The organism is Paenibacillus sp. EB106-06-01-XG199 (genome assembly GCF_058791575.1).
Genome location: NZ_JBYTDQ010000001.1, coordinates 53,949 through 66,556 on the forward strand (window position 1 = coordinate 53,949; position 12,608 = coordinate 66,556).

Here is a 12,608-nt window from a genome sequence, read left to right on the forward strand (position 1 = left end):
ACCTATGAAGCCACTGCATAAGATTGATCAAGCTTTAGCTAGTCAATTAATAGAGGTTCGAAGAAACCTGCATCGAGAACCAGAGCTGGCATATGAAGAGTTCAGAACAACAGAGAAACTGCAGGAATGGCTGACAACTGCCAATATACATATTTTAGACCTCCCTTTAGAGACGGGACTTATCGCAGAGATTGGACAAGGTGACGGGCCTGTTGTGGCCATTCGCTGTGATATTGATGCACTCCCGATAGAAGAACAAACGGAATTACCTTTTGCCTCAGAGATTCCAGGAAAAATGCATGCATGTGGCCATGACTTTCACACCGCTACCATCTTAGGCGCTGCCTTGTTGCTGAAAGAGCGTGAAAGTGAATTGCCGGGAAGAGTTAGAGTCTTGTTCCAGCCGGCAGAAGAAACAGGACACGGGGCGGAAAGTGTCTTAGCATCAGGAGGCCTCAAGGATGTAGCTGCTATATTCGGTTTACATAACTCACCAGACTTGCCAACAGGATCTTTTGGAACGAGGTCGGGAGCTTTAACGGCAGGTGTTGACCGGTTTGAAATCACTGTAAAAGGCGTTGGCGCTCATGCTGCTACTCCGGAAAAAGGTGTGGATTCGATTGTGACCGCTGCGCAAATTGTTACAATGCTGCAAACCGTCGTAAGCCGCCAAAATAATACTTTAGAGCCGGTTGTGTTAAGTGTTACCAGAATTAACGGGGGCTTCACATGGAATGTATTGCCGGAAAAAGTTGAATTAGAAGGTACGGTACGTACTTACAATGAAGAGATCCGCCGCCAGATTCCTATACAAATGACCCGAATTATCGAAGGGATTGCTGCAGGAGCCGGGGCTGAGGCGCAATTGCACTGGTATCCTGGCCCGCCAGCAACTATTAATCATGGGGACTGGGCTGACTTCACCAAAGAGGTCGCCATAGGAGCCGGATATGATGTGCATGATATCCCGCCGCAAATGGGGGGAGAAGATTTCTCATATTATTTACAGCAGATACCGGGTGCATTTGTAAATATCGGAACAGGCCCGGCCTATGCTTTGCATCACCCCCGTTTCGATGTGGATGAGGCAGCTATACTGCCTGCCGCTAAATATTTTGCTTCATTGTCAGAGCAAGCACTTCAGAAGCTGCTAGAGAGGGCTTAATCCTAAATCTTAAATCTACAATATGATTGAGGGGAATGAACATGATTGAATTAAAGAATGTGTACAAAACATTCACTCGCAAGGATATTACGATTGATGCTCTGCAAGGGATCAATTTAAAGGTTGAAAAAGGCGATATATTCGGGGTTATCGGCTATAGTGGTGCGGGAAAAAGCACATTAATCCGTTTAGTCAATTATTTGGAAAGACCCACAAAAGGCCAGGTTCTAGTAGCCGGGCGTGATTTAGGAACCTACAACGACAAAGAGCTGAGGGCGGCCAAGAAAAATATCGGCATGATTTTTCAACATTTTAACCTGTTAGAATCTAAAAAAGTATTTGATAATGTCGCGATTCCTCTCGTTCTGCTGAAAAAGAATAAAGATGAAATCCGCAAGCGGGTACAGGAGCTGCTTGAGTTTGTCGGATTAAGTGACAAGGCTGGAAGCTACCCGAGTGAATTATCAGGTGGACAGAAGCAGCGGGTCGGGATTGCCAGAGCGCTTGCCTCGAATCCGTCTATCCTGCTGTGTGACGAAGCGACTTCTGCCTTAGATCCACAGACAACACGATCTATTTTACAGCTTTTGAAAAAAATCAATGCGGAATACAACATTACGGTGATGATCATTACGCATGAAATGTCTGTCATTCAAGAGATTTGCAACAAGGTGGCTGTGATGGAAGAGGGGCGGATCATCGAGCAAGGAAGCGTGCTGGATGTATTTGGTCAACCCAAACATGAGACCACGCAAAATTTTGTGAAAACCGTTATTCAAAACAGCATGACGTCCAGCGTTCAAAAATCAATAAAAGCAGAACATGGAAGTCTGCTCTATAAACTTAATTTTGTTGGTGAAAATGCATCTGAGCCCGTTCTGTATGAGATGATTCGTTCTTCCGAGATAAAGGTCAATATTTTATTTGCGAATATGACGGAGATTCAAGAAACGACACTCGGAACAGTGATCATTCAATTAAATGGAGAGCAATCAGAGATTAACAATGCTTTAGCTTTCCTGAAAAGAAGCGGAGTCGGTGTAGAGGAGGTAGAATCTTATGTTTTCGACCACAGTAACAAGTGAACAATTTATGCAGGCCATAATAGAAACGATTCAAATGGTAGGGTTCTCCTTGTTTCTTGGTTCCCTGCTCGGGATTCCAATCGGGATATTGCTAGTAATCACTCGTCCAGGCGGTGTATTGGAGAACAAAGCCCTTTACGCCATCATAAATCCGATGATCAACATCATTCGCTCTCTACCCTTTATTATTTTGTTGGTTGCGATTGTTCCGTTTACACGGGCCATTGTGCATACTTCGATTGGGACAAGCGCAGCGATCGTACCTCTAATTATCTATATCGCACCTTATATAGGACGTTTGGTAGAGAACTCGCTGCTTGAAGTGAACCCGGGAATTCTGGAAGCCGCAGAGGCGATGGGGGCTACTCCTTTTCAAGTCATCTGGTACTTTTTGTTGCCGGAAGCGGTCGGTTCCTTAATCCTGTCATTGACAACAGCAACGATCGGGCTGATTGGCGCAACTGCAATGGCCGGAACGGTAGGCGGCGGCGGAGTTGGAGACTTGGCCATAGTCTATGGATACCAGCGATTTGACACTGTAGTAGTGGTAGCCACTGTTCTTATTCTCATCATTTTGGTGCAAGGCATTCAATCTTTAGGTAACAAGCTGGCAAGAAAAATTCGCCGCTATTAGTTATTACAGATACAAGGAGGGATCGGCAGATGAGTGAATGGAGTAAGCAGGACCGGTTTAAGGCAATATTATCCGGAGAACAGGCGGATCGTCACATTGTCAGCGGATGGCGTCATTTTATTGACAAGGAACAAAATGCAGAAGATTTAGCAGCAACAACGATTTCTTTTACGCAAAAATATGATTGGGACTGGGTCAAAATTAATCCTAGAGCTACTTATTTAGCTGAAGCTTGGGGAAATCAATATGACTTTACGGATTATCAGACCGTTTTTCCAAGACAAAAGACGACTGCTATTACTACCGCCGATAACCTTTGGGATCTCGAAGTGAAAAAGGCAACCCAGACTGCTTCTCTGATCGAGCATTTAGAGGCGGTCAGAAAAATTCGTCAAGGGTTACCGGACACCCCGCTAATCCAAACGATATTTTCGCCGTTAACGGTGTTGCTGTTTATCGTAGGGCGTTCTGCTTATGTAACAAAAACTGTGTTTGGCATTGAGCAGCCTGTTACTTTGGAATCGTTGTTTAAAGAGCATAGAGCGGCAGCACACCATGCTTTACATGCGATTTCATTAACCTTGGCTGATTATGTGCAAGAGCTGCAGCAAGCAGGTTCAGATGGTTTGTTCTACGCAGTGACAGGAACGGCACATCCGGGATTATTTGATGAAGCGATGTTCGATGAGTTCTCCAGACCCTATGATTCTATTGTGTTGGAGGCCGCAAGCTATGGCAAAAACATCCTTCATACCTGTGGATCGCATGCAAAGCCGGAGAAATTCAATGATTATCGTATTGATGGAATCAGCTGGGATACTATAGCCGAAGGCAATCCAGGTTTAGAAGCGAATCTTAAAGCTACTAAAGTAGGCGGCGTTGATCATGGATTGTTTGCAGTAAACAATACAGATCAAATTCAAAAGCAGGCGAAGGAAGCTTTGACGTTAATGAAAAACCAGCCTTTTATTCTCTCGCCAAATTGTGCGATCCCGCTAAATGTTACAGATGAGGCGTTAGAACAACTAAAAAACTCAGTATTTGAATAGGAGATGAAGGTAATGAAAAAGTTAATGTTAGTAATGTTGATAGGTGTTCTGGCGGTGTTAACGGCCTGCGGCAATAAGGAAGCAGAAAGTTCTGGAGATAAGAAGAAGCTTACCGTTGGATTCGGTGTCGGAACCTATGAGGAACAATTCCGTCAGTCGATTCTGCCGATCCTGGAGAAACAAGGCTATAAAGTTGACATTAAAACCTTCTCGCAAAACATGCAGGTTAATCCGGCGATGAAGGAAGGCTCCATTGACGCGAGCATATTCCAAAGTACAGCTTACATGGAAGCCATTAATAAAGAAATTAACGCAGACATGACAGGAATTGCTTATGTACCAGGTGCTCCACAAGGTCTTTATTCCGTAAATCATACTACTCTTGACGATGTTAAAGATGGTACAACGGTGGCGGTTCCCAACGATCCGGTTAACCAGGAGCGTGCACTTCGTATTCTGGAGGAATTGGGCTGGATCAAAATTAAAGAAGGAGCAGGTGTAGCGGACTTCAACATTAACAGCATGGAGCCGGATAAGTATAATATTGATATTAAAATTTTGGACCCGGCGCAAATTCTGGTTTCCCTTCAAGATGTGGATTATGGTGTTGTGAACGGTAATTATATTGCGAATTCACCTGACAGAAAGATTACGGATGCACTCAAGATTGAAAACACGCCAATGCAGCACAGAATCATCGTATCGGTTAACAAAAAGGATGAAGATTCCCAGTGGGCCAAGGACTTGAAGGCTGCCTATGAATCCAAAGAGTTTGAAGAATATATCCTTGGAATCGAGAAATATGATGGTTTCATTTTGCCTGAAGCATGGAAAAATAATTAAGTAAGGAGTGAACGTACGTGACCAAGCAAAAGATTCATTTTATTGGCGGAGGACAGATGGCGGAAGCTATCATCCGCGCAAGTATTGCCAATGATAGCCTGTCTGCAGATCAAATCAGTGTATCCGATATTAATGAAGCCCGTCTTCAGTTGTTGAATACAAAATACAGCGTAAATACGGATAGTTCGCAGGAGCATGGCCTCTCAACAGCAGAGTTGATTGTAGTTGCAGTTCGCCCACAGGATGATTTGACTGCACTCGGACAAATTGTGCAACAATTCGCTTCACCTGCTGCTGCAGTCGTATCGATTGTGGCGGGGGTAACGATTGTGCAGTTAGGACAATATTTTGGAGCTGAACGCCCAATCATTCGGGTCATTCCCAATACGTTGACTGATACGGGTTACGGATATAGTGGTGTAGCCTTAAATGCCTACGCCACTCGTGATCAAGTTGAGAAGTTCCTGCTCGGGTTCGGCAAAGTACAATATCTGGAGGAGTCATATATAGATATCTTCACTGGGTTCGGTGTGGCTGGACCTAATTATATCTATTATTTCATTGAATCTCTTGCGGATGCGGGTGTCCTCGCCGGACTGCCACGGGAGCAAGCTTGGAAGGTAGCGCTGGAGAATGTTATGGGAGCGGTTGTGATGCTGCAGCAGACAGGTCTACATCCAAGACAATTGCTTGATATTAATAATTCGCCTGGCGGTGTTGGTATTCACGGCTTGTACGAGCTGAACAACAGTGATTTCGCGGCCGGACTGCAAAGAAGTGTTCTGGCAGCCGTGAAGCGCACTACTGAGCTGGGAGTGAAGGGATAATGGCAACCTTGAAATGGGATCATTTAGTACACTATGTGAATGATCTGGATAAACCGGTTGAAATCTTCGGCGGTTATGGTTTGGTTGCTTTCAAGGGAGGTTCTCATAAGGATTGGGGAACCTATAATGCCTTAAGTTATTTTGGGCTAACGTATCTTGAGTTTCTCGGCATTGAGAATCTGGAATTAGCAAAGGCAACCGAACACAATGTTGTAGTGAGGGATGCGGTTAACCTTCTTCCAGAGCAGGAAGTCTTAAGCAGAGTTGTGATCCGGACGAATGATATTGAAGAAATCGCTGCCTCCTTGAAGGCGGCAGGCTTATCATTATCTCCTATAATCGATGGTAAACGTCTGGATAATGAAGGAAGATTAATAGAGTGGCGGATGATGACCATTGATGGAGACTTTCAAGGACTGGTCTATCCGTTTATCATTCAATGGAACGGGACGGATGAAGAGCGATTGGAACGGTTAACGGCATCCGGAGTCATTCAATCCCATCCTGCGGGACATGCGGAAATCGTGAGGGCGGTATTCCGTGTCTCAGATCCTGCAGCCGCCGCTGAACATTGGGGAGAGTTATTTGGACTGCCAATTGAACAGTCAGAGGTTAATGACACCTTCACCCTTAAGATTGGAGATAATTCTTTTGCTTTTATGCAAGGGGATGAGAACCAATTCAAACAGGTCATTTTTGAAACAGATTCCATCGGGTTAAAAGGGAAGACGATTCAAGTTGGTGCTGGTGAATATGTGTTTGTTTAAAAGTAACTGCATCAACTGATTTCCTTGGTTTGAAAATGGGTTGTTATCGCGTAGCGCGGTAACAACCCTATCTGCGTTTTGCAGAGAGAATGTGTTTATCCCCATTTCCCTGCCGATAAAGCGGATTAGCACTGGCAGCCGTATTCTCAAAATCTTCTCGCAGCCCAAGCCAGCTGAACAGGCAGGAATACAAGATTGAACTGTCGAAAAATGATGTAATTTTTATTATTGGGGCATTTTGCATCAGATGTTAAAATATATCTTATTCAGAAAGAGGAGGAAGTACTATTTATGAAATGGGTTTGGGGAGTAATAACAGCGGCAGTATCAGTAATTGTGCAATTGCTTATCTTGAGTCTCTTAGGTTTTAACTTTTTCAGCTTTTCTGTGTTATTCATTATTCCGGTAGGGGGGATTATTCTCGGAGGTATAGCCACCTTCGGATATTTTTCTAAAACTGTGAGACAGGGATTAAAGCCGAATAAAAACAGCTACTTAATTTCGCTTATTTTCATATTACTTTCATTTAGCGGGTTTATGTATGGAGAATATCAAATGGCATATGTCTCATCATCCAATGAAATTAATTATAAGTTTGAGGGGGAGCATATAAGCAATTTTGTGTTTGGAGAATCAGATGAACCTATAACTCTATTGAATTATTATGATTATAAATTTAATAATAGCAGTTTAAGCATATTTTCAAGAGGGCATGTGAGCAATGCCATAGATATTGAACCCAATAAGTGGGTGAACATCAGCAAATTCCTCATACAATGTGTTGGTTTATTAATAGGTGGTCTAAGTGCCGGATTACTGGTGACAAGTGGTAAGACACATTGTTCTTCATGTAACAAAGCGTATCTACAGGAACATAAACTTTTGGACGTAAATGATGAAATGATAGAACCGGTATTAAGTGAAATCAATCAATACATACAAAATAACAACGGTGAAGGATTAACAAATTATATCACAGAACAAAAGACGCTTTGTGAGGATGTGGCTTCAGATACTAATGTTAAATATGGATTTAAGTTTGGTCATTGTCCCAATTGTCAACAGGGTTACCTGATAAAGAGTTGTTATACGCTAGATAAACATGGGAATTTTGAAGAGCAAGAAGATAAAAAGGCAGTCATTCCTATCAGCCAAGAGATTGTAACTAGCGTACAAAAAGCAGAAATAGCATCATAAATGAAAATTTGAGAGAAGTGGAGAAACCTGCCACTTCTTTTTCACGTGCATCCTTAGATGCGGCGGACAAAAGAAAAAGCGCTCGAGGTATCTTTTCCCATACCTCGAGCGCTTATTTAGGCTGTTACTGCGGGATAACCTGGGTGATCTGGTTCAATAGCTCGTTGACTTGATTTATAGTCTCGGGAATACCTGTCGATTCGAAGGCGGCTTTTCCTTCTTCCAGGTTAGTTATGGCCTGATCCAGTCCTTGCTGCAGTGTTTCATTGTATCCGACAATAGATTGATGCAGGTCTGCCGCATATTCCGGAACCTGAAGCCCGGCATATTGGACGATCTGCTCCTTGAGGGCAACCAGCCTATCCTTTAATTCATCCCTGGCCTGCGGGTCGGTGGCAGCATCCGTTGCCCAGGTCCCCATCTCTTGTCCGAACTCCGTCAAAGTTTGCATATAAGAAGCTGTCTCGGCTGTGAAGTTGACGCTGTCTCCTACCTTTTCCGCAATCCCGCAACCCGGTACAACCAGCAAGATGAGTAGCAGCAGACTTAAGCCATATTTCTTCATTTGCTTCACTCCTTTAGAGTATCGTATGTGCCAAGTTTACTGTAGTTCATACGGCCAGAAGGGCATCAGGTTGCATGAAAGTGATATGCGGCTACGATTACCGATGAAGACGATTTTGCTCCATACTTCCAGGATTTAAGTGCTCCCAAAAGGTTTTTGGGTTTTGGGGGAACTCGTTATTTATGGGGACTTGTATTTTAGAATTTTCACATGGACTATTAAAGGAAATTGTTTCCCATTTTTGCGGGGATGCTGCCCCAAAACACACCTGTACGCTAATCTCCGTCGTGTCAAAAACCATTGAATGCAAGGTTCCTAAACCATCTTCATAAAATGGGCAACATACGCCCTTTGGCACTTTTTCCTCCAGTATTGTCTTTATTGATTCTACAGAAATAGATCCTTTCTTTTTTGAGAAGTAATCTTTTATAGTGTTATATCGAATAACAGAATGCCTTCTCCGGTTATTATCATAAGGCAACATTTCGTTGCTCTCATAATGATTTGTTGCAACAAGGAAATCTTCACTGTTTCTAAAAGATATTTTCCTATCGTCTCCGAAACAGGCAGTTTCAGCTATTGTGGCATTTCCGTAAGTATCAGCAATTAGCAGGTTTACATTGCTTCGTATAGGCATATTCTTCAAAAGATATATGGCATCCTCACATCTCATCTTCAGTAGAAAATTCATAACTTCTGCCAATTAAAGTGTGCCCATCAGATGTAATACTTGGCAAAGCTGAGAATTGACTGCATGCTCCAGCTTCTATTACATGATCCGCAAATACAGCCAATTTTCCCAGTGGGATCTTTAAGCTGTCTGAAAGTCCAAGGATTTCCTCGTTTACTCCGGGACAAAATTCATCTAAAAGGGTTTGTTTCTTTCTTAATAAAAAACTATCCATACAATCACCTTGTATATTGATACTCCTAAGCTCCGGGTTGTTTCTGACTGTATGAGCCAGCTTAGTGCCAATCTCGTAATGGCTGCCCTCTGAGACGAATTTTGAAAAGCTAACAAACTGGTTTGACATGTTATGCGCCTTCTTTCAGATTTTTTCGGAAATTTTATAAGTACTATGATATTGTTTTTCTTTCATATTGTCCTGTCATTACCTGCGCATAGTTGACAGGTCGAAGAGGGGCACGAGCTGAAGAGCAAGCTTCGAATTTTCGGAATTCTGTACAACTCTCGAATACATGATGTTAGGTAACTCTGCCTTTAGGATTACCTTTGGTTTCTAATCTGGTTTGCAAAAATAAAAGAAATCAGTTATATTCAAAGTAATTAGATAATCTAACTATAGGAGTAAGGAGGTATACAAATTGAAAAGAAAGCCTGCCAAGGAATATACAACTGAGCAACAATTGCCGAGACTTGGAACATCACCTTATTTGAAGTTGATGGAGCGAACAGCCTCATCCGATACCAATCTAAATTCAGCGCATCTGGGACTAATTATGCTCTGGCTGGGAGATAACATTTTAGACATGGTGGATATTGATTTAGCTGCTTTTGACATCACGGAGAGCAAGCTGGATCTATTACTCCTATTATCCCTTCACGCAGATCAGGAGTTGGTGACACCTTCATCCATAGCAGACCGGTTGGGGATTCGCCGATCGTCTGTAACGGCCTTGTTAATATGGCTGGAGAAAAAAAACTTGATTGTTCGTGAACCGTATGCCAAGGATGGTCGCATGACTCACGTTCGTATTAGCGCTGAAGGCAGTACGCTTGTGAATCAAATATTACCTACGTTCTGGTCTACTTGCGCATCCCTAGTTGATGAATTAGATAAAGAGGAGCAAGCGGTGTTCCAAAAAGTGTTGGTTAAACTAAATGCAAGCTTAGAAAAACGACTTGGATCAGGCAGATGATTTTTTTGGTCATATAGTTAGATAATCTAATTACATTAAAGAGATGAAACTTTCAATTGCGGCTTCCATGTAACTCCCATTTCGCAACGAAATCTAACTTCGAACAAATTTTATAATTGAGGTGTAATATGAACAATTCAATCAATGCTACGGGTGCAACTAGAAATTATACGCTTATGACCATTATACTTTGCTGGACCGGCCTTGTTGTCATGTCCAGTCTATACGCAACGATTCCGCTAATTACATTGTTTGCACAGCTTTTTGAAATTTCCACGACGAATGCTGCCGCTGCGGGAAGTACTTTTTCGATAGGCTTTGCCATTGGTTGCTTAATCTATGGCGCGCTATCCGATAAATACGGACGTAAGACCGTTATATTTGCAGGGCTCCTTTTCCTGACATTGATATCATTAATTCTGGGAACCGTTCACAGCTTTGCATTGATTTTGGGATTAAGAGGACTACAGGGAGCAGCAGCAGCAACCTTCTCTCCAGTAGCACTTGCCTATGCGGTTGAGATGTATCCAGCGGAAAAACGGGTAACTACCATTGGTTTTATCAGTACAGGATTTCTGATTGCTGGTATTGTTGGTCAAGTGGTTAGTAGTATACTCAGTGAGCATTATGGCTGGAACGCTGTTTTTTATAGTCTTGCCGTTGTTTATGCGGTGACCGCCATATTAGTGTTCTTCTTCCTTCCCAAAGGAGGTATCCAGCAGGCACACGCTAATATCTGGGAGCCTATTAAGCAAATTGGCAAAGTGTTTGTTCAAAAACAATTGGTGTTATGTTATCTAGTGGCATTCGTTCTGCTTATGTCTTTTGTAAGCATGTATACAGTGCTGGGTAACTATCTAAGTACAGCTCCATATGAGCTAAGCAAGCAAGAAATTCTTTCTGTCCGTATTATCGGCATAGTAGGCATGCTCGTTTCTCCATTCGCGGGAAGAATATCTAAGCATGTCGGCTTAGGTAGAACGCTTCGCGGTGGATTGTTGCTAGCGATCATTGGTTTGGCGTCTATGGGGATGATTTCTAATCTGCCACTTCTTATTGTGATGAGCATCCTTTTTGTGGGGGGAATCGCACTAGCCGTTCCTTCACTTGTTTCGCTTGTTGGGCAAGTGGGCGGCAAGATGCGCGGGATAGCTGTATCCGTATATACTTTTATATTGTTTACAGGCACAAGCTTCGGTCCGATTATCTCGCTTCAATTGATGAATAATGCAAGTTATTTAATTACGTTTCTTCTATTGGCATGTATTCTGTGCATTGGGTTGCTAGCAGCATGTCTTATTCATCATGATGAGGCAGGAGAGTTAAACAGCCAGTAAATGTGTTATCAATAAACAAAAAACGATGAAATGACATCATAACGATTACTCATTTGATTTCATTTTAACGAATCCGTTCTGGAATTCGAAAGATTAAATTATTCTAGGAAGCTTCCTCCAGAGTTGGGTGGGAGCTTTTTAGCTTCTAAGTGTATTTTGAAATCGTAATATTCTTCCATTTGATAGTATAATTAAAACAAGTTTATTGAATCTTTAACTATTGAGGACTTCCAAGGCACAAGGTTATGGAGGCTACGCTAAATTTCTGCTCCACACAATGTCAATGAATCAGGTTTTGTGCGAGTTAACCACTGGTATGAAGTTGGGGACTATTTTTTAACGAAAGAGGTATGAAATGAAAACAAAGTTCATTAACATTGAAGGATTACATGGCTGTGGGAAATCAACAACTGCATGGAAGCTAAATGAAAAATTGAGGGAGCAAGGCTTCAACTCGAGAGTCTATCTTGAAGTGGACATGGACTATGCTCAAAGAAATCCCTGTGACCTTAGATTTTTAGCTTTATTAAATGAAGAAGAATATAAGAATCTGACTATTCAGTATCCTGAACAATCCAGCTTAATTGAAAGTTTAGTTGAGAAAATTGATGATGAATACTATCAAATTTATTATCCGGACATTAGTGATGATTGTAATGAATTATTAGACAAACTAAAGTCTTATCAGGCATATGAAGGAAGATTGAATAGTGATACTTTTGTAAGAATAATGTTTATGAAGTTTAATGATTTTGTTGAGAACGCAGTGCAGGATGATATTGTTTATATTTTTGAAAGTGTTTTATTTCAACACATTATAAATGAATTATTGCGTTTCAGTAACTTATCAGAAACATATATTTCTGAATGTATAACGAAATTGACAAATATTTTAAAACCACTGAACCCCATATTGTTTCATTTGCGCACTGATAATACTAAAGGGATTATAGATAAAGTTGCATCTGAACGGTTGTCAGATAATTATGATTTATATCCTGATTGGATTGATTGGATGATTGAATATGTAAAGAATTCTAGCTATGGGGAGAAGAATAATGTCCAAAATAGGGAAGATTTAATGGAGTTCTTTTATAAAAGGGCTGATATTGAAGAGAAGGTATTTAGTTTATTGGATATAGAGAAACATATAATTAACATCGATCCGATAAGTAAAGAGACACTGAATTCTATGGTTTACAGTATCCTAAGAGATGAAAGTAATAAAACAAATGAATTTAAAATTAAGTAATACCAA

The 12,608-nt window shown here is 41.6% G+C and carries 14 protein-coding genes; 11 read left to right on the forward strand and 3 right to left on the reverse strand.

Features of this window, described 5'->3' with window-relative positions; genetic code table 11:
* Positions 1-13: 13 nt before the first annotated feature.
* The 8 genes from AC3WT9_RS00285 to AC3WT9_RS00320 all read left to right on the forward strand — a co-directional run bounded on the left by AC3WT9_RS00285 (position 14) and on the right by AC3WT9_RS00320 (position 7,567).
* Positions 14-1,165 (forward strand): amidohydrolase, encoded by a 1,152-nt coding sequence (locus AC3WT9_RS00285; protein ID WP_445745039.1) that lies wholly within the window; start codon positions 14-16, stop codon positions 1,163-1,165.
* Positions 1,166-1,206: 41 nt separating this feature from the next.
* Entirely contained in the window at positions 1,207-2,250 is a 1,044-nt protein-coding gene (locus tag AC3WT9_RS00290) for a methionine ABC transporter ATP-binding protein (protein WP_341094162.1), read from the forward strand.
* A complete protein-coding gene (locus AC3WT9_RS00295) occupies positions 2,225-2,884 on the forward strand; it encodes a methionine ABC transporter permease (protein WP_341379012.1) in 660 nt (219 codons plus the stop codon). Before AC3WT9_RS00290 ends, AC3WT9_RS00295 begins: the two co-directional genes overlap by 26 nt.
* A 29-nt stretch (positions 2,885-2,913) precedes the next feature.
* On the forward strand, positions 2,914-3,933 hold the full coding sequence (locus AC3WT9_RS00300) for a uroporphyrinogen decarboxylase family protein (protein WP_341379011.1): 1,020 nt from the start codon (positions 2,914-2,916) through the stop codon (positions 3,931-3,933).
* 12 nt (positions 3,934-3,945) lie between these two features.
* Positions 3,946-4,776 (forward strand): MetQ/NlpA family ABC transporter substrate-binding protein, encoded by an 831-nt coding sequence (locus AC3WT9_RS00305; protein WP_341094160.1) that lies wholly within the window; start codon positions 3,946-3,948, stop codon positions 4,774-4,776.
* 17 nt (positions 4,777-4,793) lie between these two features.
* Positions 4,794-5,603: a pyrroline-5-carboxylate reductase gene (gene proC, locus AC3WT9_RS00310; RefSeq protein WP_341379010.1), complete on the forward strand. Its 810-nt coding sequence runs from the start codon at positions 4,794-4,796 to the stop codon at positions 5,601-5,603.
* Complete coding sequence (locus tag AC3WT9_RS00315; protein WP_341379009.1) at positions 5,603-6,370, forward strand: VOC family protein; 768 nt, start codon at positions 5,603-5,605, stop codon at positions 6,368-6,370. Before proC ends, AC3WT9_RS00315 begins: the two co-directional genes overlap by 1 nt.
* A gap of 291 nt (positions 6,371-6,661) precedes the next feature.
* Positions 6,662-7,567, forward strand: a complete 906-nt coding sequence (locus tag AC3WT9_RS00320; RefSeq protein ID WP_341379008.1) for a hypothetical protein — start codon at positions 6,662-6,664, stop codon at positions 7,565-7,567.
* Positions 7,568-7,691: 124 nt separating this feature from the next.
* On the opposite strand, the gene AC3WT9_RS00325 is transcribed toward AC3WT9_RS00320, so the two are convergent.
* The 3 genes from AC3WT9_RS00325 to AC3WT9_RS00335 all read right to left on the reverse strand — a co-directional run bounded on the left by AC3WT9_RS00325 (position 7,692) and on the right by AC3WT9_RS00335 (position 9,166).
* A complete protein-coding gene (locus tag AC3WT9_RS00325) occupies positions 7,692-8,132 on the reverse strand; it encodes a DUF6376 family protein (RefSeq protein WP_341379007.1) in 441 nt (146 codons plus the stop codon).
* A 97-nt stretch (positions 8,133-8,229) separates the two neighbouring features.
* A complete protein-coding gene (locus tag AC3WT9_RS00330) occupies positions 8,230-8,769 on the reverse strand; it encodes a carcinine hydrolase/isopenicillin-N N-acyltransferase family protein (RefSeq protein ID WP_492407472.1) in 540 nt (179 codons plus the stop codon).
* Positions 8,770-8,794: 25 nt separating this feature from the next.
* Positions 8,795-9,166, reverse strand: a complete 372-nt coding sequence (locus AC3WT9_RS00335; protein ID WP_341094153.1) for a hypothetical protein — start codon at positions 9,164-9,166, stop codon at positions 8,795-8,797.
* Between the two features lie 292 nt (positions 9,167-9,458).
* Between AC3WT9_RS00335 and AC3WT9_RS00340 the strand changes: the two genes are divergently transcribed.
* The 3 genes from AC3WT9_RS00340 to AC3WT9_RS00350 all read left to right on the forward strand — a co-directional run bounded on the left by AC3WT9_RS00340 (position 9,459) and on the right by AC3WT9_RS00350 (position 12,602).
* Positions 9,459-10,013 (forward strand): MarR family winged helix-turn-helix transcriptional regulator, encoded by a 555-nt coding sequence (locus AC3WT9_RS00340; RefSeq protein ID WP_341379004.1) that lies wholly within the window; start codon positions 9,459-9,461, stop codon positions 10,011-10,013.
* A 128-nt stretch (positions 10,014-10,141) separates the two neighbouring features.
* Positions 10,142-11,350, forward strand: a complete 1,209-nt coding sequence (locus AC3WT9_RS00345) for an MFS transporter (RefSeq protein WP_341379003.1) — start codon at positions 10,142-10,144, stop codon at positions 11,348-11,350.
* Positions 11,351-11,705: 355 nt separating this feature from the next.
* Positions 11,706-12,602 carry a P-loop NTPase family protein gene (locus AC3WT9_RS00350; RefSeq protein WP_341379002.1) on the forward strand — a complete coding sequence of 299 codons (897 nt, stop codon included), beginning with the start codon at positions 11,706-11,708 and terminating at the stop codon, positions 12,600-12,602.
* The last annotated feature ends 6 nt before the right edge of the window (positions 12,603-12,608 follow it).

Excerpts from the sequence above, each read along its gene's own strand:
- AC3WT9_RS00330 (WP_492407472.1), bottom strand. The coding sequence starts at position 8,769 with ATGCCTATACGAAGCAATGTAAACCTGCTAATTGCTGATACTTACGGA.
- AC3WT9_RS00290 (WP_341094162.1), top strand. The coding sequence starts at position 1,207 with ATGATTGAATTAAAGAATGTGTACAAAACATTCACTCGCAAGGATATT.
- AC3WT9_RS00305 (WP_341094160.1), top strand. The coding sequence starts at position 3,946 with ATGAAAAAGTTAATGTTAGTAATGTTGATAGGTGTTCTGGCGGTGTTA.
- AC3WT9_RS00325 (WP_341379007.1), bottom strand. The coding sequence starts at position 8,132 with ATGAAGAAATATGGCTTAAGTCTGCTGCTACTCATCTTGCTGGTTGTA.
- AC3WT9_RS00315 (WP_341379009.1), top strand. The coding sequence starts at position 5,603 with ATGGCAACCTTGAAATGGGATCATTTAGTACACTATGTGAATGATCTG.
- AC3WT9_RS00300 (WP_341379011.1), top strand. The coding sequence starts at position 2,914 with ATGAGTGAATGGAGTAAGCAGGACCGGTTTAAGGCAATATTATCCGGA.
- AC3WT9_RS00295 (WP_341379012.1), top strand. The coding sequence starts at position 2,225 with ATGTTTTCGACCACAGTAACAAGTGAACAATTTATGCAGGCCATAATA.
- AC3WT9_RS00350 (WP_341379002.1), top strand. The coding sequence starts at position 11,706 with ATGAAAACAAAGTTCATTAACATTGAAGGATTACATGGCTGTGGGAAA.
- AC3WT9_RS00335 (WP_341094153.1), bottom strand. The coding sequence starts at position 9,166 with ATGTCAAACCAGTTTGTTAGCTTTTCAAAATTCGTCTCAGAGGGCAGC.
- AC3WT9_RS00320 (WP_341379008.1), top strand. The coding sequence starts at position 6,662 with ATGAAATGGGTTTGGGGAGTAATAACAGCGGCAGTATCAGTAATTGTG.
- AC3WT9_RS00345 (WP_341379003.1), top strand. The coding sequence starts at position 10,142 with ATGAACAATTCAATCAATGCTACGGGTGCAACTAGAAATTATACGCTT.